The following is a 22,960-nucleotide window of genomic DNA, read 5'->3' on the forward strand; positions in this document are numbered from 1 at the left end:
CCCTGCGGAAATCATAATGGAATCAGGGCCTCTTTAAGCTTAAGCCGGCCAGCGCGGCGCATTATGCAGAGCCGGTTTAAACTGGCGAAGCCATTTAAAAATATTTCTGTTCCCTGATAGCATTATGTGTTTTTTTGTAATTGTTATTTGATTATACTGCTATGAAAACAATCAAAAAAAGAGCAAATAATGTCGAAAATTATTTGGGCCGCGGGAAGCATTATGGCTGCAGCTGCCACAGCAGCCGGTGCAAACTGGTATGCAGATCAAAAGCTGGCTGCCTATTATGCGCAGGAGCAGCACTCCGTCGCGGATGATGAAGTGAAAATCCAGTACAGCAATTTTAAAATGGGCGCTTTGCAGGGGACGGCAGACTGGGTGATGACTTTAGCCTTAGATCCCTGCAAGGCCAATGATCTGCTGGTGTTGCAGGGGCAGGATAAAATCCGCAAAAGTTGGAACGGCTATCAGATTGATTCCAGCTATGTCTTCAAGTCCGGCAATGCCGCCGCCAAAGCGCTGTTGCGCGGCGAGCAGCAGGCGCATACCAAAATCAACTGGCTGGGCAGAGCCTTAACGACGGTAAACATTCCAAGAGTCGATACGCAGGCGGAAGGCGTAAAAGTCAGGCTTGATCCGAGCGTCATCAGCATTCATGCGGCCGCGCCAATCAGCGGCGCGCCTAAAGTGACAAAATTAGAAATGGAAATTCCGGCATTTACGGTTTTAAAAGGCCCGAGCCAAATGCTGATGCAGAATGTCCAGTTTGAAACCACGCAAGGGCTGAATGACGCCGTGCTCGATTCAGGCCATACGCGCTTTTCAGTCGCTTCCGTGCAGCGCCTGGATACAGACTTATCCGGCGGGATCAAGAACATGGAGATGATTTGGAATACAGAGGTCGGTGAGAAGACTGTCGGATTTGACGGCAGCTTTAAGATTGGCGAACTGAATGTGCCGAATTCGCCGGTGACCAAAGACATTGTCATGAATCTGGAAATTCAGAACCTTAGCCTGCAGCGCATGCAGGAATTGTCGACGGTGATGCGCAAGGCGCAAAAAAGCTGCGAAAGCGCTGAATTACTGCGTCAGGATGCATCGGATGCTTTCCTTAAAATCGTCAATGAAGGCTTTGATTTTGCCTCTGAAGGCAATCAGATCAGTGTCGGCAGCGGGGTAGGCAAAGCGAATCTGACCGGAAAAATGATGCCGGGGCATCACGGCTCAGTGCAGTCCTTTGTGAAAATGATGCCAAGCCTGCTGTCATTTAGGGCGGATCTGGAATTTGATAAAAACCTGCTGAAAAGCATCAGCAGCGGCTATTCGCAGGCGACTTCCGCGCCGCTGATGACGGATCAGGACATTGAAACCATGTTCAGCTCTCTGGAGTCTTCAGGGCAGGCCAAGCGCTCTGGCGACAGCTTGAAAATGCTGATGGATTATCAATTCGGGCAGAAAATGTTTTTGAACCCGGATAAATAAAGCCTTCTGCCGGCAGCCATGCTGGGAAATGCAAAAAACCGCTCAGATAGAGTAATACCAATCAGTTAAGCGTAATTTTTATTACGTATTGATAAATCTCCCCTAACCCCTCTTTGAAAAAGAGGGGGAACACTTTTGAATTCAATACGGTATTGAATCTAAGGTGCTCCCTCCTTTGGAAAAGGAGGGCTGGGGGAGGATTAAAAATGTTTAACTGACTTGCATTAGCTCAAATCTGAGCGGTTTTTTCTCCTGATGGATTTGCAGTGCTGAAGCGCAATCAGCGCGCCTCAGCATTTTTTCAGAGCTTAAACCGGATGGTGCTGGATTTTCCATGCGCGGTGGATTTTCTGATTGCGCTTGAAATCCGGGCCAATGGTTTCATTGCTGATTTCCTGCACGTCAAACATCGCTTCAACTTCTTCATCCATCTCAAAGCCGCGGTAGTTGTTTGAGAAGTACAGCGTGCCTTCCGTGGTTAAGCGGTTCATGGCGCGCTTCAGCAGAGAATTATGGTCGCGCTGCACATCAAATGTGCCGTAGAACTTCTTCGAGTTGGAGAACGTCGGCGGATCAATAAAGATCAGGTCATACTGCTCATGGCCTTCTTTCAGCCATTCAAAACAGTCGCTGGCGAAGAACTGATGCTGTTCATCGACATGGTCAACCGTTAAGCCGTTCAGCACAAAGTTCTCTTTAGACCAGTTCAGGTAGGTATTGGAAAGGTCAACACTGGTGGTGCTGGCTGCGCCGCCTAAAGCGGCATGCAGGCTGGCTGTAGAAGTATAGCTGTACAGGTTCAGGAAGTGCTTGCCTTTGGCTTCAGCAGCAATGCGCAGGCGCATTTGACGGTGGTCAAGGAACAGGCCGGTATCCAGATAGTCTGTTAAGTTGACTAGGATTTTGGCTTTGCCTTCCTGCACAATAAAGCGCTTGGACGCTGTGCTTTGCTTCGCGTACTGGGCTTTGCCTTCCTGGCGCGCGCGGGTCTTAATAAAGATTGCGTCGCGGCCTAAGCCGGTTACCGCGCGGATTGCCTGCAGCGCAAGGTTGAAGCGCTTTTTGGCTTTTTCAGGATCGATAGTTTTTGGCGGCGCATATTCCTGCACATGCAGCTTGTCGCCGTATAAATCGACCGCGACATTAAAGTCAGGCAAATCCGCATCATATAGGCGCAGGCAGTAAATATTTTCTTTAACAGCCCACTTTTTCAATGCCTGCATGTTTTTCTGCAGGCGGTTGGTGAAGTCTTCTGCGCCTTCAATCGCTTCAAACTGCTGCGGCTGCCAAGTGGCTAAAAATGGCTGAGTAACCGCTGCCGGTTTAATTGTTCCGAAGCGGACATAAATCGGCAATTTGCCGTTCATCAGGCGCAGAATTTGCGGATCATTAAAGGCCAGTACGTCAGCCTGCTCAACGGCCGCAGCAATTACGGCTGCATATTGATTCGGGAAATTCTTCTGCAACAGCGCAGATAGGCCTAAGTACAGCGCGCGGTTGGAGGCTTTTTCACCCAGACGCTCGCCATAAGGCGGGTTGGTGACAATAAATGCGCGCTTGCCGGCAGCTTCAAAATCAGGCCAGTCGGCTAAAGTGCGCTCTTCAATTTTAATTTGATCCAGAACCGATTCAAAGCCGGCGGCGATAATATTCTGCTTGGTGGCTTTGACTGCTTCCCAGTCGGCATCATAGGCATAGAATTTCGGCAGCTGCTGTTCCAGCGCTTTGGCGTGGCGTTCGGCAGCATCGGCTTTAATGCCCATCCATAAATCATGGTCATGGCCATTCCAGCCGTTGAAGCCGAAGCGGCGCACTAAGCCTGGCGCGCGGTCAGTCAGAATCATCAGCGCTTCAATAATAAATGTGCCTGAGCCGCACATCGGATCTAAAATAATTTCCGGATCGCGCTGTTTTAATTTTGCTTTTTGCAGAATGGCTGCAGCTAAGTTTTCTTTAATCGGCGCATCGGTCATGTAGCGGCGGTAGCCGCGCTTATGCAGCGAGTCGCCGGACAAATCCAGGCAGTAGGTATGCGCGGTTTTTCCGGCCAGCACATACAGGGTGATTTCCGGCTGCTTAATGTCAATGCTTGGGCGCTTGCCGACCGCTTCCATGAAGGAATCCACCACGCCATCTTTTACGCGCAGCGTCGCAAACTGGCTGTTGACTTTAATTTCACGCTCAACATGCAGGCGCACAGCAAATGTGCTTTGCGGCGCAAAAATCAGCGACCAGTCAAAGCTGATCGCACCTTCATAGAGCTCTTCAGCCACATCGCGCGCGTCATGGGTAAATTCCAGTTCATGGGTATGAATAGGCATTAAAACGCGTGAAGCCAAGCGTGACCACATGCAGATGCGGTAAGCGTCCGCCAATGTGCCTTTGAAAATCAACCGACCCGGCAACTGCTCAATATTTTGAACACCTAAACCTTCAATTTCCTCGCGGAGTAAGGTTTCAAGCCCATCTGCACAGGTGACCCAATATGAAGAAAGACGGGGTTTCGAATTCATGTAAATTTCCAAAAGCAAAAAAGCAATCCGATATTTTAACTTATTTTCACCTATTTGGGCGCATCATCTGCACCGGTTGCTTGAGAAATATGAAGCATTGCCTGCGTGCTCAAAAGATTCAGCAGCGCCGCCTAAAAAGAAAAATCACGTTATTGGTATGCATTTTGCTTATTTGAATGCTTATTCACTGAAGCATCTGCGCTTGGGGCTGGTAAAAAGCAGATGCATTCGGTTTTTTGAAGTTTTCTAATAGGGTAAGGGGAATGAAATGATGCATGCAGAGCGCGGTGAAAGTATTGTAAATTCAGAAGTTTTTTCTGCGGCGGCGCTGTTTTACGCGCGCCTGCGCAGAGTGACTGGCCGTGTGATTGATGTACTTTATCTGGCTGAAAATCAAGAATATGCGCGCTATGCCATTGAAATTGCGCAGCAGGCCAATGACCCGGAACTGGAGCGCCTGACTCAGCGCCTATATGCCTTGCTGGATTTAAGCGCGGCGGCAGAACCGGCAGAGGAAACGCTGGAAGAACAGCTGCAGGAGGAGCCTGAGTACCGTGAGGAGGCGACGCCGGAAGAAATCTACAATGCGCAAGTGTCCCATCATTATATTGGCGCGCTGCGCTAGCTTTCCGAAAGCATCAAATTTTTAGGCAGGCGTTAAGCGCTTGATCCGCTTGGCGCCTGTATTTTTTGCAGCAAAAACAAGGGGGAAAGCGCAGCGCCAAAAAAGTCCGGATGAATTACTCTGTTTAAATTATCTCATTGAATTAATACATAGGAATTCAGGATTAATTTTTTAATTTCCGTTTTTATTTCTGCAATAATTCAGTTCAAATGCTGAAAACTTCAACTGCCAAAGGCTGGGATTCTCTGTATAATGTATTAACTTAACGATAAGGAATCTCTCATGCACTTGGCGGCATTGCATACACCGAGCCAGATTCAACTCAACCAAGATGGAAACCTAAAACATTTTCTGACCATCGAAGGCCTTTCTAAAGAAACCCTCACAAAAATATTGGACACTGCGCAGTCCTTTTTTAATGACCAAAATCAGCTAATTACCAATAACCTCCTAGAAGGTCGCACGGTAATGAATCTGTTTTTTGAAAATTCCACCCGCACCCGCACCACCTTTGAAGCGGCAGCCAAGCGCCTTTCCGCCAACGTGCTGAACATTGATATTGCCCGCTCAAGCACCTCTAAAGGTGAGACGCTGCGCGATACCTTGTGGAATTTGGAAGCTATGGCCACGGACATTTTTGTGGTGCGCCATTCATCTTCAGGCGCGCCGCATTTCATTGCCAAAGACGTTTGCCCGCATGTCGCGATTATCAATGCAGGCGACGGCCGCCATGCACATCCGACGCAGGCCATGCTGGATATGCTGACCATCCGCCGTGAAACCAAGAAAAATTTTGAAGACTTAAGCGTTGCGATTATCGGCGACATTAAGCATTCGCGCGTTGCGCGCTCGGACGTGGCCGCTTTGCAGACGCTGGGCTGTAAAGATATCCGCGTGATTGCGCCGAATACCTTGCTTCCTTACGGTTTTGCAGAATATGGCGCAGATGTGCGCTTATTTAACAAAATGGAAGACGGCATCCGCGACTGTGATGTGATCATTACCTTGCGCATTCAAAACGAGCGCATTGATTCGCCGGCATTATCGTCACAGGCGGAATTTTACAAAATGTACGGCCTGAACAAAGAGCGCCTGGCCTTGGCGAAACCGGACTGCATCGTGATGCATCCCGGCCCTATGAACCGCGGCGTAGAAATTGATTCCAGCATTGCTGACGGCGCGCAATCGGTGATTCTGCATCAGGTGACCAATGGCATTGCGGTGCGCATGGCGGTGCTGGCTTTGGCCATGCAGGGCCAGCTGCAGGAAAAAGGTTTAATTGAAGCGGTTGCGGGTTAAGGGAAAGTCATGACTATTGTAAAAATTGAAAATGTGCGTGTCTTGGACCCAATCCAGAAAACTGACAGCGTGCAGACGGTTTATATTGAAAACGGCAAGCTGATTGCTGAAACAGCCCATGCTTCAGAAGTGATTGACGGCCAAGGCAAATGGCTGATGCCGACCATGGTGGATCTGTGCGCGCGCCTGCGTGAGCCGGGCCAGCAGCAGCATGGCACGCTGAAGTCTGAAGGCAAAGCTGCCCGTGAAAACGGCATTCTGCATATCTTTACGCCGCCGGATTCACAGCCGATTGTGCAGGACAATGGCGCCTTAATTCACGGCCTGGTTGAAAAAGCCATGCTGGACGGCGGCATTTATCTGCAGGTGATCGGCGCGCAAACCCAAGGCCTGCTCGGCAAGCAGCCGGCGAATATGGCGGGCCTGAAAAAAGGCGGCTGTACTGCGGTTTCCAATGCTAATGAGCCATTTATGGATGATGATGTGGTGCTCCGCACATTGGAATACGCCGCTGGCCTGGACATGACGGTGGTGTTCTATGCGGAAGAGCCGCAGATTGCCAAAGACGGCTGCGTGCATGAAGGCTTTGTGGCGTCGCGTCAGGGCCTGCCGATGATTCCAGCTTTAGCTGAAACTATCGCCATTGCCAAATACCTGCTGATGGTTGAAGTTAGCGGCGTGCGCGCGCACTTTGGCTTGTTGTCCTGCGGCGCGTCTGTTGAATTGATTAAGGCTGCTAAGGCGAAAGGCTTGCCGGTCACTGCGGATGTCGCCATGCATCAGCTGCATTTAACTGACCAGCTGATTGACGGCTTTAACTCGCTGGCGCATGTGCGCCCGCCGCTGCGTTCAGCAGCAGACCGCGACTTGTTGCGCCAAGGTGTAAAAGACGGCATTATTGATGCCATCAGCACGCATCATGAGCCATTAAGCAGCTCTGCCAAAATGGCGCCGTTTGCTGAAACGCAGCCGGGCTTTACCGCATTTGACACCTATGTGCCGTTTGGCATTCAGCTGATTGATGAAGGCCTGTTTGAACCGCTGCAATGGGTTGAGAAAGTGACTGCTGCGCCGGCGCGCGTTGCCAATATGTATGCGCGCTGGGTGGAAGAAGCCGGCTGGGCGCTGGTTGACCCTGCACTGGAATGGACGGTGAGCAAAGACAGCATTGTTTCAAACGGCAAAAATACCCCGCTGATTAATCAAACGGTAAAAGGCAAGGTGCTTAAAACCTTCGCCGCTTAGTTTTTATGGCAGTGAAAAGTCAGCTCCGGCTGGCTTTTTTATTGGGCTGTTCTATTCCTGATAAAAGGGAAAATAGCCTGAGAACAGGCGAAAAGCAGAGACAGCTTTAAGCAAGGGAAATTGAGCCTTGAATGCTCGCAAGGCAGGATTTTTTCTCAAGAGGATGGCTTAATCGCGCGCTTTTTGGTTAAATACCGCGGAAAATTATAAAACAGCATGGTTTAAATAGAATGAACAGCAAAAGCATTATTCTTGGTCTGGTTTGCAGTACAGCGCTGATTTCGGGCTGTGATTTTTTTAAAAATAAAAAACAGGAAGCTGCGGAAGTCAAAACTCCGGAAGTGGCTGACTGGAGCTGCACCGCGCCGGACAATGTGCAGCAGATGCAGGACTATCTGAAGGAAGAATATTTAAAAGAAGTCGATCAGCGCATCCGCCATTCAGGCTATGAAGCCGATCAGGCGCTGCTGGACAAAATCCGCAAAAACATCAAATTTGAAATCAGCCACATCAGCACCAAGACAGAAAAGCCCGAACAGGCGAAAACACTGGACTGCAGCAGCTTAATTACCGCTGTTTTGCCGAAAGGCCTGCAGAAGCGCGCCGAAAATGCCTATCTGGATGAGCCTTGTGAAGAATGCGAAACTGAAGAAAACAGCAGCCGCAGCTATACGCTGCAGGATCATTACAGCACGTCTTTTCCCAGCCTGACCTTGAAAAATGACCGCTTAAATGGCATCGACTTTATTTATCATATTGAAAAATCAGATAAAGATGAGATCAGCATGACCATGGAAAGCCATTATGTTGTGGGGCAGGCAGCCTATCTGACCCAGCTGGCGGTGCAGTACGCATCCTACTTAAAAGCCAATGCGCAGAATAAGGAAGATTCGAAAAAGTACGTAGAGGAAAATGCCGCGCAGCGTGATTTGGCGCAAAAGGCTTTGGATGTGCGCCAGAAAGAACTGGAAAATGAGAAAAAATCCAGCGTTGAGCGCCTGAATGCGGCGTGGGACCGCTTCAGCGCTGAGCAGAAGACCTCACTGCAGCAGGACCAGTCCGACTGGTTTGAAAAGCGCGATATTGACTGCAAGGTGCTGTCGCAGAAGAATGTGCATGAGCTGGATGAAAAAGAGCGGGAAACTTACCAGAAGCAGGCGGAGTATTGGAATGAGGCGATGTATCAGCAGAATCAGGACATTCAGTACAGCAAGTGCTTTATTCAAAAGACCAAAGAGCGTGCAGTGTATTTAAATAACGTTTTTAATTAAATTAGATCCGCATTTTTACTAAAGGGCGAATTGATTCGCCCTTTTTTTATTGGCATGCTGTAGGCGGTAAAAAAAACAGCGGATGGATTTATGCGGATCAGTTTTATCGGCGCCGGACGGGTGGCGCATCATTTGGCGCATGCGCTGAAGCAGCAGCATCAGATCGTCAATATTTTCAGTCAGGGCCATATTCATGCGCAGCAGCTGGCGGATGCCGTTGGCGCAGCAGCGGTGCAGTCTTTCACTGAATTAAGCGCTGATATTGATCTGCTGCTGATTGCGGTCAGTGACAGCGCCATTGCGCAGGTTATTCAGGCGGTGCATCCGCAGCTGCCGAAGACCTTAATTGCGCATACCTCGGGCAGCACCGATATCGCTAAGCTTGCGGAAGCGCATAGCCGGGCGGGCGTATTTTACCCTTTGCAGACCTTCAGCCTGGAGCGCGGGATAGACTGGGGCAGCACGCCGGTTTTTACCGAAGCTGCAGCGCCCGCTGATTTAGAACTGCTGACCGAGCTGGCAAATAGCCTAAGCAGTAGGGTCTATCAATATTCTTCGGCGCAGCGCCTCAGCCTGCATTTGGCTGCCGTCTACGCCTGCAATTTCGCCAACTATTGCTATGACATGGCCAAGCAGATTACGGATGAAAAACAGGCCGATTTCAGCCTGCTGTATCCCTTAATTCTGGAAACGGCGCAAAAAGCGCTTAAGGCTGACCCGAAAGACACGCAGACCGGGCCTGCCATGCGCGGCGACCATAACATTATTGCCATGCATACCCGGATGTTGCAGCAACAGCAGCGGACAGACCTGCAGCAGGTTTATTCGCTGTTCAGCGAGCAGATTTTAAGCCGGCATCAGCAGCCGTGAGGGCCGCTTTAGAGCGGCATTGCCTCAAAATATTTTAAACCGGATAAGAAGGAAAATAAGTTTGGCTAAGGATTTCAGCAGTCAGCAGGTGGTGGATGGCTACGACCAGCACATCAGAAAATTAATTCCCGGCTATGAAGTGGTGCATCAGCAGATTTTGGCGCTGCTGAAAGCGCATTTGCCTGAGCGCGCCAATATTCTGATTATCGGCGCAGGCACAGGCTATGAGCTGGGCTATCTGCTGCAGCATTTTCCAGACTGCAGCTTTACCGTCACGGAGCTTTCACAGGCCATGCTGGACAAAGCTCAGCGCTATGCCGCGCCGTGGAATGCCGCGGACCGCGTGGACTTCATCTTGGGGCAGCATACGCAGTTCAGCGGCCAGACAAAATTTGACGCGGTTCTATCCATTCTGGTCACGCATTTTGTGCCTTTTGAACAGAAACTGGAATTCATGCAGGGCGCCCGCCAGTGCCTGAATGCTGAGGGGATTTTTATGACCTTCGATTTAATGCAGTTTAAATCTGAATTGGAAGCCGGTGCCTTAAAGCAGATATGCGAGCTGAATGGCTTATCTGAAAAGCAGACCCAAGCCATGCTGCATAGAATGCGTGATGATTTTTTTGCGTTAAATGACCTGCAAACCTTGGAGCATCTGCAGCAGGCGGGTTTTGGCAAGGCGGAGCGCTTTAGCCAGATTTTGTGCTATCAAGGCTTTATTGCCCATGAATAAAAACCGTTAAAGCTGCGGCGGGATAATCAGCAGCTTCTCGATTGTTCCGCCAAAAGGCATTCTTAATATCAATTATTCTATTGCCTGAAAATGGCATACTTTTAGATCATAAAAATAAATAGCCTGGATCATAAAAATGCAGAATAAGTTTGATTATATTGTCATTGGTGGCGGCAGCGCCGGCTGTGTGCTGGCCGGACGCCTGACAGAAGATCCGAATGTGTCGGTCTGCCTATTGGAGGCCGGCGGCAGCGGAGACAGCTGGACTGTTAATGTTCCGGCAGCGGCGGTGGTCAGCCTGCCGACCCGAATCAATAACTGGGCCTTTGAAACTGTGCCGCAGGCGGGCCTGAATGGGCGCAAAGGCTATCAGCCGCGCGGCAAAGGCTTAGGCGGCTCGTCCAATATCAATGCCATGATTTACATCCGCGGCAACCGCGCCGACTATGACCGCTGGGCTGCGCTAGGCAATGCGGGCTGGTCATATCAGGAGGTGCTGCCTTATTTTATTAAGTCTGAAAATAACCAGCGCATACAGAATGAATATCACGGCAATGCCGGGCCGCTTTCGGTTACGGATGTGCGTTCAGACAATGCGCTGCATCGGCGCTATCTCGCTGCAGCGCGGGCGGAAGGCTATAAAATACTGGATGACTTTAATGGCGCAGAGCAGGAAGGCCTAGGGGTTTATCAAGTCACGCATATCAACGGCGAACGCTGCAGCGCGGCCCGCGCTTATCTGCAGCCGCATCTGCACCGGCCGAATTTAACCGTGCTGACCCATGCCGTGACGCAGAAAATTCTGATTGAAAACAAAACCGCGGTCGGCGTGGAAGTGCCGCATGCAGGGCAGATCCGGCAGCTGCTGGCCGCAAAAGAGGTGCTGCTCTGCGCCGGCGCGCTTCAGTCGCCGCAAATCCTGATGCTGTCTGGCATTGGCGATACTGCTGAACTGAAGGCGCACGGCATAGACAGCGTACACCATCTGCCGGGCGTCGGAAAAAACTTCCATGATCATCCGGACTTCATTTTTGGCTATAGCGTCAATGATATTCAGGGCACATTCGGCGTCTCTCTTTCAGGTTCGCTGGACTTGCTGAAGCAGATCAAGCGCTACCGCAGCGAACGGCGCGGCATGATTGCATCAAATTTTGCCGAATGCGGCGGCTTTTTAAAAAGCGATCCATCGCTGGAGATTCCCAATCTGCAGCTGCATTTTGTGGTGGCGCTGGTGGATGACCATGCGCGGAAATTCCATGCCAGCCACGGCATTTCCTGCCATGTTTGCCTGCTGAACCCGCGCAGCCGCGGCTCCATTCAGCTCAGCGGCGCAAAGATCAGCGATCCGCTGAAAATTGATCCTAACTTTTTTGCCGATGAGCGAGATGTGGAAGACTTGGTGCAGGGCTTCAAGCTGACGCAGAAGTTGATGCATTCGCCGGCGCTGTCTGAAATCTGCAGGCAGGATCTATTCACCGCGCAGGTTCGCAGCGATGACGATATCCGCCGGATTCTGCGCGAGCGCGCAGACACGGTTTATCATCCTGTAGGCAGCTGCAAAATGGGCATTGATGACATGGCGGTGGTTGACCCGCAGCTCAGGGTCTATGGCGTGCGGAATTTGCGCGTGGTGGATGCTTCGATTATGCCTGCGGTGGTCAGCGGCAACACCAATGCGCCGGTGATTATGATTGCGGAAAAAGCTGCCGATTTGATCCGCCGCGCCTGCAGGCAGCGGCAAGTGGCCTGAACAGGCACGGAATTGTACTGACAGCATGTTAAGTTTCATTTATTTTGTAAAATAATCATAAGAATAGGAACACACGCGATGACGGCGGAACAGCAGCTTTTTGATGAGAAAGACAGCTTTGACGCGGCAGGCTTAGCGCTTCAGCAGGCTTTTCAGCAGCAGAAGCAGGCGTTCAAGGCGCAAAGCTATCCCGGTTTTGAACAGCGCAGGCAGCATTTGCAAGCCCTGTATCAGCTGGTGGCGCAGCATCAGGATGAAATCGCCGCAGCCATCAGCCGCGACTTCTCCAACCGCAGCGCAGATGAAACCCGGCTGTTTGAGGTGATGACCAGCCTGAACGGCATCAAGCACAGCCTGAAGCATTTAAGAAAATGGATGAAGCCGAGCAAGCGCGAAGTCGGCATCCTGTTTCAGCCCGCCAGCGCCTATGTCATGTATCAGCCCTTGGGCGTAGTCGGCATTATTGTGCCGTGGAATTACCCGCTGTTCTTAGCAGTCGGGCCATTGGCGCAGGCGCTGGCTGCCGGCAACAGCGTTATGCTGAAAATGAGCGAATTTACCCCGGAGTTTTCAGCCTTATTTAAGAAGCTGATAGCCGTTGAATTTGCAGAAAGTCATGTCAGTGTCATTACAGGCGATGCACAAATTGCCCAGAAGTTTACCCAGCTGCCGTTTGACCACCTGCTGTTTACTGGAGCAACCGCAATCGCGCGCCATGTGCTGCATGCGGCGGCGGATAACTTAACCCCCGTAACTTTGGAGCTGGGCGGCAAATCTCCGGTCATTGTTGCGCAGGATGCAGACCTGAAGGAAAGCGCGCGCCGTGTCGCTTTCGGCAAAACCATGAATGCCGGCCAGACCTGTGTTGCGCCTGACTATGCGCTGGTGCACCGCAGCCAGCAGGATGCCTTCATCCAAGCCTATTTTGAAGTCATTCAGCAGTTTTATCCCGACAGCATCCGTGACAATCCGGACTATACCGCGATTGTCAGCGAGCGCCAGTTTGAACGCCTGCAGCATTACCTGATTGATGCGCAGCAAAAGGGAGCGCAGCTGATTCAGATCGAAGCTGCGCCGGACGGGCGCCGCATGCCGCATGCTGCCGTTACCAATGTCAGCGATGATATGGCGCTGATGCAGAATGAAATCTTTGGGCCAATTCTGCCGATTGTCTGCTATGAGCAGATTGATGAGGCGATTGCCTACATCAATGCGCGTGAACGGCCTTTAGCGCTGTATTATTTCGGCTATAACAAGGCGGAACAGCAGAAAGTCCTGCAGGAAACCCATAGCGGCGGGGTGTGCCTGAATGAAACCCTGATGACCGCAGGCATGGAAGATCTGCCGTTTGGCGGCATTGGTGCTTCTGGCATGGGGCATTATCACGGCCATGAAGGCTTTAAAACCTTCAGCCATGCCAAGTCTGTTTTTGTCCGGCCCAAATTCAGCTTAATGAGGCTGATTTATCCGCCATACGGCACATTGATTCAAATGTGGATTTACCGGCTGTTTTTGCGTTAATCGGGCCATAAAAAAGCGCTCTGATTTGAGCGCTTTCTTTGGTATTTGCTACAAGAGCTTAGCCGATTTTCTTGAAGATGAAGTCATTAATTTTATGGCCTTCTTCCAGTCCGCGGCGTTCAAACTTGGTTTGCGGGCGCCATTCTGGACGCGGGTAGCTGTTGCCTTTGCCTGCCAGATTTTCCAGATTTGGACGGTTGTCCAGCACATCCAGCATCCATTCCGCATACGGTTCCCAGTCAGTGGCTGAGTGGAACGTGCCGCCCATTGCCAATTTCTGCTCAACCAGCGGCATGCGGTCATGAGATACAAAGCGGCGCTTGAAATGGCGCTTTTTCTGCCAGGGGTCCGGGAAATACAGCTGAATGGTATCAATGCTGCTGTCCGGCATTTCACGCAGCACTTTAATCGCATCGGCGTCCAGCAGGCGCAGGTTTTTCAATTCAGACATGCCGGCTTCATATACGCACTGCGCAATGCCCGGCACATGCACTTCAATGCCGACAAAGTTGCGTTCTGGGTTTGCTTTCGCCATCAGCACCAGCGAGCGGCCCATGCCGAAACCGATTTCTACCGTTAAAGGGCGTTCTGGGTGTTCAAAATGCTGGCGCAGGTCGCCAACCGGGTATTCCAAAATTAAGTGACCATATTGTTCAAGCGCAGTGCGTTGAGAAGTGTTCAACGGCGTTGAGCGGCGCATAAACGTCACAATTTCACGCTGCTCGCTTAAGTTGTCCAGCTCTACGACTTGCTGGTCTAATTGATCGTTCGACATAACTTTGGCAAAGGTAAAAAAATTGAATGCGGTATTTTAAGTCCTGAGCTTAACAAGTCAAACTTTTTGCAGAAAATCAGCCGAAACAATCTTACCGCCAGCAGCGGAAAACTCAGTTAAATTGTCACAGAATTTTCACGGCTATGTCATTTGGTAAAATTATCCTGATCATAATTTTAACAAGCAATAAAAAATTATGAAGGCGTTCAATCCAAAATTCTTAACCGCATGCGTGCTGCTGGGCGGCTGCTCATTTCCTGTATATGCTGAAATCATGTTCAGCCAGTATATTGACGGGGCATCCAATCAGAAAGGACTGGAAATTTATAACCCGGACGGCAAAACTGTAGACTTATCCGGCTACAGCATTCTGCAATACAGCAATGGCGCTTCAGACAAGCCCAGCGGCACATTTGCGCTGGCGGGAAACTTAGGGCCAAAGCAGAAAATTATTGTCGGGCGCTCAGAGCTGCAGGCAGCCTTGGCGGGCTATGCGGATAAAATGCAGTTTCTGCAGAGGGGCGTGTCTTTTAATGGCGATGATGCCTTAATTTTAAAGAAGGGCGATAAAGCAGTAGACCGCTTTGGCCAATTGGGCGCAGATCCAGGCGATGGCTGGGGTACAGCAGAATTCAACAGCGCCAAGAACAGCCTGACGCGGATTCAGGCCAGCAATGACGCAGGCAGCGTCAACCCTGCAGATCCCTTCAATTTAGAAAGCCAATGGACAAAATGGTCTGACCGCAGCGCTTACAGTGAAAACCTGTTCAATGGCGGCGGCAGCCAGCCGGTGCCGGAAAGCATCAGCTGCAGTTCAGGCACCACAGCCATTGCCGACCTGCACAGCGCAGCGTTGGATCAGCCCTATGCAGTGCGCGGCGTGATTACCGCGGACTTCCGCTATAGCAATGGCTTTAATGGCTTCTTCATTCAGACTGCGGACAGCAAGGCCAAGGCTGGCGTGAATAATGCAATTTTTGTGTATATTCCGGCCAGCAGCGCGGTTAAAGGCGGCAAGCTGGGCGATGAAGTTATTTTAAAAGGCACGCTCAGCAATTACAAAAACCAGCTGCAGCTGCAGGACTTAAGCACCGAAGTGGTGTCCTGTCAGGACAACGCGTTGTCTTTGGTGCAGCCGCTGGCAGTGAATTTGCCCTTTGATAGCTTAAGCGCTCCCGCCGGCCATGCGCCGAAACGCTATCAGGGCATGCTGGTTAAGCTGCCGCAGAAGCTGACCGTCAGTGAAAATTATGAATATGGCCGCTTTGGCTCAGTGGTGCTTACGCCGGAACGCCATTACATTCCGACCAATCTCTATCCGGCGAAATCTGCAGAAGCGCTGGCTTTGGCCAAGCAAAACATGCTGTCCAAAATTGTGCTGGATGACGGCTATAACAATCAGAACCGGACGCCGTGGCTGCCGCAGAATTTCAGCGCCGCCAATACCCTGCGTACAGGCTATGACCTGCAGAATGTGCAGGGGATTCTGGAATACCGTTATGATCAATGGCGGATTCAGCCCCGCCCGAGTTTAGATCAGCCTGCAGTAAGTGCGGAAAAGAACCCGCGGGCTGCGCTGCCGGCGAAAGACGCCAAGCAAATCCGCGTGGCGGCTTTCAATGTGCTGAATTATGACAATGGCGCGGAAAAAGGCTTTCCCACAGCGCGCGGCGCAAGCACTGCAGCTGAGTTTGACAGGCAGCACAGAAAAATTGTCAGCGCTTTAAAAGCGATGGATGCCGATGTGGTGGCGCTGATGGAAATCGCCAATAACGGCTATGGGGAAAACAGCGCGATTGCCAATTTGACCAAAGCCTTGGGCCGTGACTGGAAATATGTTGCGCCTGCAAAAGATCAATTGGGCAGTGACGCGATTGCCGTTGCGGTGATTTACAACAGCAGGCGCGTGACGCCAGTGGGCAGCCCGGCGGTATATGATGATGAAAGCAAGATGAACCGCGTCACCTTCCTGCAAAGCTTTAAGCCGGCGGGCGGCGGCAAGCTGTTTACGGTCATTCCCAACCATCTGAAATCCAAAGGCAGCTGCCCTAAAGATAAGGCTTCGCCGGATGCCGATCAGGGTGACGGCCAAGGCTGCTGGAATGACCTGCGCACCAAGTCGGTTGCCAAGCTGATGCAGTGGGCCGCCAAAGAGCAGGCCGCGTTAAAGCAGAATGCAAACTTCCTGCTGCTGGGCGACATGAACAGCTATGCCAAAGAAGACCCGATTCTCGCGTTGGAACAGGCCAGCTATAAAGTGCTTTTGAATGATGAAAAAGTCGGCCAGGGCAAAACGGCGTACAGCTATGTGTTCGGTGTGGCCAGCAATGCGGAAGGCCATGGCGGCTCAGGCAATCTGGATCACGCCATTGCCGATGCGAACCTCTACCCGATGGTGAAGCGCGCCTTTGCATGGCACATTAACGCGGATGAGCCGACGGCGCTGGACTACAACGATGAATATAAAACTGATGAGCAGAAAGTCTTATTCTTTAAGGATGATCCGTACCGCTCCTCTGACCATGACCCGGTTATTGTCGATTTAGCGCTGAATGACGCAGCTGTGCAGCCGCCGCAGGACAGCGAGAAAAGCGTCGGAGGCAGCATGGGGCTGTTCGGCATGCTGAGCATGCTGGGGCTGGCGGTTTTTGCTCAGGTTCGGCGCCGCAAGGCTGTCCAGCCGGACTGATTTTTCAGGCTAGGCTTAATTAAAAATCTCCCAGTGGCTGACCGCTGGGAGATTTTTTGCATTCCTGCCTTAAATTTAGCTTTGCAGCTTATTCATCACAAGGAAAGCTATAGACCCGGCTTGAGTGGCAAAATGACCTGAATGGCCGTATGGCCGGCAGCGGAAGAAATGCTGAAAATGCCGCCTAGGCGGCTGATCCGCGCCTGCATGCTTTGCAGTCCTACATGCAGGCCGGCCTCTACGGTTTGCGGATCAAAGCCAACGCCATTGTCCTGAATGCGCAAGACCAGTTCATGGCTGTCCGCTGCGGTCAAAGCAACCCTCACTTCAGAGGCTTCACTGTGCTTCAGGATATTGGTCAGCGCTTCTTCTGCAACGCGGGTCAGCGTCAGGCATTGCAGCGCAGTCGGCAAGATCTGCCAAGCCTGTTCAAAATGCCATTGCGAACGGATGTCTATTTCCTCAAACAGCTGCGCAAATCTATGGCGCATCGGCGCGCCCCATTCCACAGGGGTATCAGGCACTTTGGAGGATAGGCTTGAGCCTGAATCAACCACTTGGCGCAAATCGCTGCGCAGCATTTTTAAAATTGATAAAACTTGCGGCTTATCGACTTTTTTATCATTCTGTTCCAGCATGATGATGGAGCGGACAATCGATCCGCCCAAGCCATCATGCAAATCGTGCGATAAATGGATGCGTTCCTGCAGGCGCGCATTTTCAAGCGCAAGCTTATGCTGCTGCCCTAATGATGCAGTCAGCTCCTGTTTGGCTTGCGTGACATTTTCCGCAAGTGTCCTGTTGAAGCGCTCAATTTGCCGGGTATTGCGGGCTAAGCGCAACGCCAGAATGGCGCCAACCGCCATAGTGGTAAACGGCCCTGCATAGGGGGACAGCGGGCGCCCTTCCATGGTCATCATGAACTGCGCGTCATTGACGGCAATCGGCAGATAGATGAAATACATCACCGCCAGCAAATAGGTTTCCGGAAGTTTTGATTTATAGGCAATTACAGGATAGCTCACGCATTTGGCGATAAAGATGAGGACAGCTGCTGCAAAGAACAGCTGCATCACTGCGCTGACTTTATCCGCCGGCGCCAAGCCAATGCAGACGGCCGCTGCGCCTAAAAACATAAAGAGCGCTTTTTGAATGCGCGGAAACGGTTTATGTGCAAAGTGCCATGCGCTTAAACAGCCCGCAACACTATAAAAGCAGAAGGTGATATTCTGCATGCGGTCAATGCCGATGGCGGTGAAAAAGGGGAGCGGATCGGTATATAAAAAGCAGAAGCTGTAAATGACCTATCCTGCGCCAGTCATGGCGAACCAGAAAAAGGCCTTTTCTTTGCGGTTGGCCAGCCAGGCTAAAAAATAAAAAACACCTACGACAATATTGACGATGGTGTTGAGGATAGGCAGCGTCCGCTTTTCCAGCAGCCATGTTTTATAAATTTTGTAAGTTTCAGGATAACTGCCTAAAACGGCATGCCCTAGGCCGGATTTCTGGGTAAAGCTTCCATAGGCTTGAATCCATAGCGTATTTTGGCCTTGCCGCAAACTGGATGCCGGAAGGTTCCATAAGCGGGGCACGTATTGGCTGCGTGATGCAGGCGCTTTTACAGAGAGATCCTGCCACAGCAGGTCATCATTTAAAAAGACTCTGCCGCTTTGGGTGATGCCTTCTATGGCGAAGGAAAGCGGCTGGTCTTGCAGATTATCCGCGCATTCATAGCTAAAGTGGATTTTATACCACGCCATGCCGTGAAAGTCCGGCCAGCGTTTTTCCAAGCTTGACCCAGCCATCGGCAGGGCGCTGCATTTCCTGCTTTAAATCGCCTTTAGCGGTTTCAATGCGCTGTATTTCCGCCTGACATGGCGGAGCGCTATTTTGAGCGGGCGCAGATGCAAATGCTGTGCTGGGGAACTGAATAAATACGGCAAAACAGGCGAAGAGCAGCATGATGGCGCTGTAATGGCTCAGCTCTGATGAATATTGAGAGAATCCCCGCGCCATGACACTTGTTCCCCTATATTTATTTTTAAAACTGCATAAAGATGCTGCTGAGCCAAAAATGAATGAAGCAGCAAAATCCAATGCTGATGTGGCGGATTATAATTTTTCTGAGGAAAAATATATAGATGAATTTTATCAGTCTGCAAATAGGAATAGCTGGATGGCGCTGCATGCGGCGCTGAAATTAAAAGAAAATTCAATCAATCCGCTTTTGATTAAGGCCGGCCAGCGGTCGCAGCCCTGCTTACTGGCCTGCATCGCTTATGGCTGAAAAGGGGGGGATTTACCGGCGCATCGCTGCGGATATGTGAATATGCGGCGTTTGCCAAAGCATCGCCTTTTCCGCCAAACGGCAATCATGCGCATGGCGAATCATCATCTGGAAAAAATCAGCGCAGATTGACTTGAAAAATTCCGTGATTTAGACAATATTCAAAGCGTAAATGTTTTTTTATGCATTTACGCTTTTTTGCAATTTACGGGTTCGATTACTTGAAAGTTTGCCAGAAGCGATTTAAAACATTAATAGTTTAATAACAAGGATCAGATATGAAGCTATATTATTCTCCGGGCGCATGCTCTTTAGCGTCGCATATTATTTTAAATGAAATTAATGTTGATTTTGATTTGGTTCGCGTTGACCTAAAAACACATAAAACAGAAAAAGGCGCAGATTATTACGAAATTAATCCTAAAGGCTATGTGCCGGCGCTGGAAATCAATCCAGGCTTGATCCTTACTGAAAACGTGGCGATTCTGCCGTTTCTTGCCCAGCATGATCCGAAACAGGACTTAATTCCGCCTTCAGGCTTGGGCCGCGCCAAGGTGCTGGAATGGCTGGGCTATCTGAATTCTGAACTGCATGACGCTTATTCGGTGTTCTTTGGCGGGCCGCTCAGCGCAGAGGCGAAGGAAAAAGCCTATGCGGAGATTGACCGCTTGCTCAGCTATATTGAGAAAAGCATCGGCGAATCAGACAACGGTTATCTGGTGGATGACAACTTTGGCCCGGCGGATGCATATTTATTTGTGCTGACCAACTGGTCGAAGGGCATTGGCCATGACTTGACGCCGTATAAGAATATCATTGCTTTGCGCCATAAAATTGCAGAACGCCAGTCGGTGCAGATTGCAATGCGCGACGAAGGCTTAATTCCTTAATTAAGGAAATATGCCGGACAAGAGAACGCCTCCGGGCGTTTTTTTATATTTGGGGTTGATTCGTGATTTTTAATCAATAATGTTTTGCTTGCTGATGTATTTTTTGCAATAAAAATTGCCTTTATAGTGCCTGCATAAATCAAGGCTGAAGGTTTTTTACATGAGCAATATCTTAATTATCAATGGCGCTAAAACGTTTGCGCATTCCGGCGGCGAATTGAACGACACCTTGGCTGCATTGGCAAAGGCGGTGTTAGGTGAATTAGGCCACAGCGTTCAAATGACGCGCGCAGACAGTCTGTATGATGCTGCTGAGGAAGTTCAAAAATATCTTTGGGCGGATACGGTTATTTATCAGATGCCGGGCTGGTGGATGGGCGCGCCGTGGACGGTGAAAAAATATATTGATGATGTCTTTACTGCCGGGCATGGCAGCCTCTATGCAAATGACGGCCGCTCGCGTTCTGACGCATCTAAAAAATACGGTTCAGGCGGGCTGATTCACGCTAAAAAATACATGCTGTCCCTGACATGGAATGCGCCAGTCGAAGCATTTTCCGCGCCTGATCAGTTTTTTCATGGCGCCGGCGTAGACGGCGTGTATCTGCCATTTCATAAAGCCAATCAATTTTTAGGCATGCAGGCGCTGCCGACATTCATGGTCAATGATGTGATTAAGGCGCCGGAGGCTGATGCCTATCAAGCGCAATACCGCAGCCACTTGATGCAGGCATTTGCCTAATAGGGAGATGGCCATGCTGACGGTTATTGCGGAAATTCTGTGCTATTCAGAAGATGACTTTAAAACGGTTTTAGCGTCTTTTAAAACCATTAGGCCGCTGGTGCTGCAGGAACAAGGCTGCCATGGCTATGATGTGCATATAGATGCCGCTGCAGAAAGCGCAATGCAAACCAAAGTGCCTTATTCCATTGTGATGTATGAAAAATGGGAAACTGCGCAGGATTTGGAAAGGCATATGCAAAGCGCCCATATGCAGGCGCATCAGCAGGCAGCGCTGGGTGCGGTGTCTAAAGTGTCAGTGCGCATTCTGGAAAAGGTTTAAGGCGCTTGCAGTATTAGGAAAACAGCCTTTCTGCAGTAATGCTGATCAGTTAAGCGTAATTTCATTATTACTGATTGATAAATCTCCCCTAACCCCTCTTTGAAAAAGAGGGGAACACTCTTGAATTCAATATGGTATTGAATTTCAAAACGCTCCCTCCTTTGAAAAAGGTGAGCAGCACTGCTGCGCAAGGGGAGGATTAAAAATCCTTAACTGACTGGCATTACCTTTCCGCAGGCTGTTTTATTTAAACTCATAATGCTCATTGAATTTGACCTGTTCCAGGTTGAGTGAATATTTATTTTTCAGCTTTGTCCATTCAGTTTTGACGGGCTGCCGGCTTTCTGCAAATTCATTTTTGCCTGAAGTGCTTTTCACTTTTCCGGTTAAGAAATTAATGCTCCGCTCTGTAATATCGCCGGAAGCGCGGTGGAAATCATTGCTGTCATATCCAATCAGCTTAAAAGACTGATCTTGATATCTGAATGTGTAGAGATGATTGGTCACATACCAGGAGCCGCAGCTGAGCCAGTAATGCAGGCCAATTTTAAGCAGGCCATTTTTGATGGCTAAAGCTTCGCCTTCAGCTAAAGGATCAGCAAGGCAGGGCGATTCGGCATCGCCTTCGGACGGCAGGAAGTCGTTGCTGGCTGCCAGCTGATAGGCTTGCGGCTTTTTAAACAAAACCAGCAGCTTCCGTGGGTTTAAATTCAGTTCGGGGCTGCCCAGGCTGTCATTCTTGACGATATTTTCAGGGCTGGTATTTTCAATAATGAGCGCAAGATCGGCCTGGCCATCGCCATTTAAATCGCCTTGAACTTTTTCCAGAAGTTTCCAGTTGTGGGGAATGAATGCCTGATATCCGGCCTTGGTTTCAGCCTTTGCCCACGCTGCATTGATCAGCGTATTGGCTAAAAGGCAGGTTGTCAGCAGACAGCCGATTTTCTGTTTTAGCATGAATTTAATCCTGATCCGTTATTTATATTTTTGCAAAAATCAAAGAAGAACTTAAATTGCGTATCCGATATTATTTTACTTAACTTTTAAAATTCAATCAGTTTAACGCTTTTTTTCGTTGAATCAGCGCGGTTCAGCGGTATTCAGCGCTATAAAAAAGGATTCCGAAGAATCCTTTAGCTAAAGCGTAGAAGCATGATCAGGCTTATTTAAAGAAATAGCCGGTTTCCGGCGAGCTGGCATTCGCCATGCGCTTGCGCGGCATGCGCCCGGCCAGGAAGGCTTCACGGCCCGCTTCAACTGCCTTCTTCATGGCGGATGCCATCAGTACAGGGTTTTGCGCGGCGGCAATGGCGGTATTCATCAGCACGCCGTCACAGCCCAGCTCCATGGCAATGGCGGCATCGCTTGCTGTGCCTACGCCGGCATCTACCAGTACCGGAACTTTGGCATTTTCTTTAATAATAGAAAGGGTATGCGGGTTCAAAATGCCCAAGCCTGAGCCAATTAAGCTGCCCAAAGGCATAATCGCCACGCAGCCCATGCTTTCCAGTTCCTGCGCCACAATCGGGTCATCCGAAGTGTAGACCATGATTTCAAAACCGTCATCAATCAGCGTGCGGGCGGCTTTTAATGTTGCTGTGACATTTGGGTACAGCGTTTTTTCATCGCCCAAAACTTCCAGTTTCACCAAATTGTGGCCGTCTAAAAGTTCACGCGCCAGCATGCAGGTGCGCACAGCGCTGTCGGCGTCAAAGCAGCCGGCGGTATTCGGCAGGATGGTGTATTTTTCCGGCGGCACCACAGAAAGCAGATTCGGCTGATCCGGGTGCTGGCCAATATTCACACGGCGGATGGCGACAGTGACAATCTCTGCGCCGCTGGCTTGAATGGCCAGATCGGTTTCGTGCAGATCCTTGTATTTGCCCGTGCCCACCAGCAAGCGTGAATTGAATGTGCGTGAACCAATTTTAAATGTATCTTCCATG

Annotated in this window: 20 protein-coding genes; 13 read left to right on the top strand and 7 right to left on the bottom strand. The window is 50.3% G+C overall.

The window, feature by feature from the left end; translation table 11 throughout:
- Positions 1 to 189 precede the first annotated feature (189 nt).
- A complete protein-coding gene (locus BEN74_RS17615) occupies positions 190 to 1,482 on the top strand; it encodes a DUF945 family protein (protein WP_068910722.1) in 1,293 nt (430 codons plus the stop codon).
- 308 nt (positions 1,483 to 1,790) lie between these two features.
- Here the strand turns inward: BEN74_RS17615 and rlmKL are convergent, their stop codons facing one another.
- Positions 1,791 to 3,995, bottom strand: a complete 2,205-nt coding sequence (gene rlmKL / locus BEN74_RS17620) for a bifunctional 23S rRNA (guanine(2069)-N(7))-methyltransferase RlmK/23S rRNA (guanine(2445)-N(2))-methyltransferase RlmL (protein WP_068910723.1) — start codon at positions 3,993 to 3,995, stop codon at positions 1,791 to 1,793.
- A gap of 268 nt (positions 3,996 to 4,263) precedes the next feature.
- On the opposite strand from rlmKL, the gene BEN74_RS17625 reads away from it, so the two are divergent.
- The 8 genes from BEN74_RS17625 to BEN74_RS17660 all read left to right on the top strand — a co-directional run bounded on the left by BEN74_RS17625 (position 4,264) and on the right by BEN74_RS17660 (position 13,309).
- Entirely contained in the window at positions 4,264 to 4,620 is a 357-nt protein-coding gene (locus tag BEN74_RS17625) for a hypothetical protein (RefSeq protein WP_068910724.1), read from the top strand.
- Positions 4,621 to 4,902: 282 nt separating this feature from the next.
- Positions 4,903 to 5,919 (top strand): aspartate carbamoyltransferase catalytic subunit, encoded by a 1,017-nt coding sequence (locus BEN74_RS17630; protein WP_068910725.1) that lies wholly within the window; start codon positions 4,903 to 4,905, stop codon positions 5,917 to 5,919.
- Between the two features lie 9 nt (positions 5,920 to 5,928).
- A complete protein-coding gene (locus BEN74_RS17635) occupies positions 5,929 to 7,164 on the top strand; it encodes a dihydroorotase (protein ID WP_068910726.1) in 1,236 nt (411 codons plus the stop codon).
- A 230-nt stretch (positions 7,165 to 7,394) separates the two neighbouring features.
- Positions 7,395 to 8,435 carry a hypothetical protein gene (locus BEN74_RS17640; protein ID WP_068910727.1) on the top strand — a complete coding sequence of 347 codons (1,041 nt, stop codon included), beginning with the start codon at positions 7,395 to 7,397 and terminating at the stop codon, positions 8,433 to 8,435.
- A gap of 90 nt (positions 8,436 to 8,525) precedes the next feature.
- Positions 8,526 to 9,305, top strand: coding sequence for a Rossmann-like and DUF2520 domain-containing protein (locus tag BEN74_RS17645; RefSeq protein ID WP_068910728.1), 780 nt, complete (start codon positions 8,526 to 8,528; stop codon positions 9,303 to 9,305).
- Between the two features lie 61 nt (positions 9,306 to 9,366).
- Positions 9,367 to 10,038 (top strand): SAM-dependent methyltransferase, encoded by a 672-nt coding sequence (locus BEN74_RS17650; protein WP_068910729.1) that lies wholly within the window; start codon positions 9,367 to 9,369, stop codon positions 10,036 to 10,038.
- A gap of 136 nt (positions 10,039 to 10,174) precedes the next feature.
- Positions 10,175 to 11,788, top strand: coding sequence for a GMC family oxidoreductase (locus tag BEN74_RS17655; RefSeq protein ID WP_068910730.1), 1,614 nt, complete (start codon positions 10,175 to 10,177; stop codon positions 11,786 to 11,788).
- 78 nt (positions 11,789 to 11,866) lie between these two features.
- On the top strand, positions 11,867 to 13,309 hold the full coding sequence (locus BEN74_RS17660) for a coniferyl aldehyde dehydrogenase (RefSeq protein ID WP_068910731.1): 1,443 nt from the start codon (positions 11,867 to 11,869) through the stop codon (positions 13,307 to 13,309).
- Positions 13,310 to 13,367: 58 nt separating this feature from the next.
- Here the strand turns inward: BEN74_RS17660 and trmB are convergent, their stop codons facing one another.
- The gene (trmB, locus tag BEN74_RS17665; protein WP_068910732.1) at positions 13,368 to 14,084 is read right to left on the bottom strand and encodes a tRNA (guanosine(46)-N7)-methyltransferase TrmB; all 717 of its coding nucleotides are present in this window, start codon (positions 14,082 to 14,084) and stop codon (positions 13,368 to 13,370) included.
- Positions 14,085 to 14,280: 196 nt separating this feature from the next.
- On the opposite strand from trmB, the gene BEN74_RS17670 reads away from it, so the two are divergent.
- Positions 14,281 to 16,773, top strand: a complete 2,493-nt coding sequence (locus tag BEN74_RS17670) for an ExeM/NucH family extracellular endonuclease (RefSeq protein ID WP_068910733.1) — start codon at positions 14,281 to 14,283, stop codon at positions 16,771 to 16,773.
- 107 nt (positions 16,774 to 16,880) lie between these two features.
- Here BEN74_RS17670 and BEN74_RS19755 read toward each other — a convergent pair whose 3' ends face one another.
- From BEN74_RS19755 to BEN74_RS19765, 3 genes are all read right to left on the bottom strand, one after another.
- Positions 16,881 to 18,008 (bottom strand): sensor histidine kinase, encoded by a 1,128-nt coding sequence (locus BEN74_RS19755; protein WP_228200367.1) that lies wholly within the window; start codon positions 18,006 to 18,008, stop codon positions 16,881 to 16,883.
- Positions 18,009 to 18,077: 69 nt separating this feature from the next.
- Positions 18,078 to 18,563: a hypothetical protein gene (locus tag BEN74_RS19760; protein ID WP_228200368.1), complete on the bottom strand. Its 486-nt coding sequence runs from the start codon at positions 18,561 to 18,563 to the stop codon at positions 18,078 to 18,080.
- A complete protein-coding gene (locus BEN74_RS19765; protein WP_228200369.1) occupies positions 18,520 to 18,789 on the bottom strand; it encodes a hypothetical protein in 270 nt (89 codons plus the stop codon). The genes BEN74_RS19760 and BEN74_RS19765 overlap by 44 nt, the downstream gene beginning before the upstream one ends.
- Before the next feature lie 549 nt (positions 18,790 to 19,338).
- On the opposite strand from BEN74_RS19765, the gene BEN74_RS17685 reads away from it, so the two are divergent.
- From BEN74_RS17685 to BEN74_RS17695, 3 genes are all read left to right on the top strand, one after another.
- Positions 19,339 to 19,950: a glutathione binding-like protein gene (locus tag BEN74_RS17685; RefSeq protein ID WP_068910735.1), complete on the top strand. Its 612-nt coding sequence runs from the start codon at positions 19,339 to 19,341 to the stop codon at positions 19,948 to 19,950.
- Between the two features lie 160 nt (positions 19,951 to 20,110).
- Complete coding sequence (locus BEN74_RS17690) at positions 20,111 to 20,692, top strand: NAD(P)H-dependent oxidoreductase (protein ID WP_068910736.1); 582 nt, start codon at positions 20,111 to 20,113, stop codon at positions 20,690 to 20,692.
- Positions 20,693 to 20,705: 13 nt separating this feature from the next.
- Positions 20,706 to 21,014, top strand: a complete 309-nt coding sequence (locus BEN74_RS17695; protein WP_068910891.1) for a putative quinol monooxygenase — start codon at positions 20,706 to 20,708, stop codon at positions 21,012 to 21,014.
- Between the two features lie 243 nt (positions 21,015 to 21,257).
- On the opposite strand, the gene BEN74_RS17705 is transcribed toward BEN74_RS17695, so the two are convergent.
- Positions 21,258 to 21,971 carry a hypothetical protein gene (locus tag BEN74_RS17705; RefSeq protein ID WP_068910738.1) on the bottom strand — a complete coding sequence of 238 codons (714 nt, stop codon included), beginning with the start codon at positions 21,969 to 21,971 and terminating at the stop codon, positions 21,258 to 21,260.
- A 205-nt stretch (positions 21,972 to 22,176) separates the two neighbouring features.
- Complete coding sequence (locus tag BEN74_RS17710) at positions 22,177 to 22,959, bottom strand: thiazole synthase (protein WP_068910739.1); 783 nt, start codon at positions 22,957 to 22,959, stop codon at positions 22,177 to 22,179.
- Between the last annotated feature and the right edge of the window lies 1 nt (position 22,960).

It is taken from the genome of Acinetobacter sp. WCHAc010034 (assembly GCF_001696615.3).
Classification (GTDB): Bacteria; Pseudomonadota; Gammaproteobacteria; order Pseudomonadales; family Moraxellaceae; genus Acinetobacter.

Bases quoted from the DNA above. Each gene is read 5' to 3' on its own strand.
- BEN74_RS17615 (WP_068910722.1), top strand. From the start codon at position 190: ATGTCGAAAATTATTTGGGCCGCGGGAAGCATTATGGCTGCAGCTGCC.
- rlmKL (WP_068910723.1), bottom strand. From the start codon at position 3,995: ATGAATTCGAAACCCCGTCTTTCTTCATATTGGGTCACCTGTGCAGAT.
- BEN74_RS17625 (WP_068910724.1), top strand. From the start codon at position 4,264: ATGATGCATGCAGAGCGCGGTGAAAGTATTGTAAATTCAGAAGTTTTT.
- BEN74_RS17630 (WP_068910725.1), top strand. From the start codon at position 4,903: ATGCACTTGGCGGCATTGCATACACCGAGCCAGATTCAACTCAACCAA.
- BEN74_RS17635 (WP_068910726.1), top strand. From the start codon at position 5,929: ATGACTATTGTAAAAATTGAAAATGTGCGTGTCTTGGACCCAATCCAG.
- BEN74_RS17640 (WP_068910727.1), top strand. From the start codon at position 7,395: ATGAACAGCAAAAGCATTATTCTTGGTCTGGTTTGCAGTACAGCGCTG.
- BEN74_RS17645 (WP_068910728.1), top strand. From the start codon at position 8,526: ATGCGGATCAGTTTTATCGGCGCCGGACGGGTGGCGCATCATTTGGCG.
- BEN74_RS17655 (WP_068910730.1), top strand. From the start codon at position 10,175: ATGCAGAATAAGTTTGATTATATTGTCATTGGTGGCGGCAGCGCCGGC.
- BEN74_RS17660 (WP_068910731.1), top strand. From the start codon at position 11,867: ATGACGGCGGAACAGCAGCTTTTTGATGAGAAAGACAGCTTTGACGCG.
- trmB (WP_068910732.1), bottom strand. From the start codon at position 14,084: ATGTCGAACGATCAATTAGACCAGCAAGTCGTAGAGCTGGACAACTTA.
- BEN74_RS17670 (WP_068910733.1), top strand. From the start codon at position 14,281: ATGAAGGCGTTCAATCCAAAATTCTTAACCGCATGCGTGCTGCTGGGC.
- BEN74_RS19755 (WP_228200367.1), bottom strand. From the start codon at position 18,008: ATGCAGAATATCACCTTCTGCTTTTATAGTGTTGCGGGCTGTTTAAGC.
- BEN74_RS19765 (WP_228200369.1), bottom strand. From the start codon at position 18,789: ATGGCGCGGGGATTCTCTCAATATTCATCAGAGCTGAGCCATTACAGC.
- BEN74_RS17685 (WP_068910735.1), top strand. From the start codon at position 19,339: ATGAAGCTATATTATTCTCCGGGCGCATGCTCTTTAGCGTCGCATATT.
- BEN74_RS17690 (WP_068910736.1), top strand. From the start codon at position 20,111: ATGAGCAATATCTTAATTATCAATGGCGCTAAAACGTTTGCGCATTCC.
- BEN74_RS17695 (WP_068910891.1), top strand. From the start codon at position 20,706: ATGCTGACGGTTATTGCGGAAATTCTGTGCTATTCAGAAGATGACTTT.
- BEN74_RS17705 (WP_068910738.1), bottom strand. From the start codon at position 21,971: ATGCTAAAACAGAAAATCGGCTGTCTGCTGACAACCTGCCTTTTAGCC.
- BEN74_RS17710 (WP_068910739.1), bottom strand. From the start codon at position 22,959: ATGGAAGATACATTTAAAATTGGTTCACGCACATTCAATTCACGCTTG.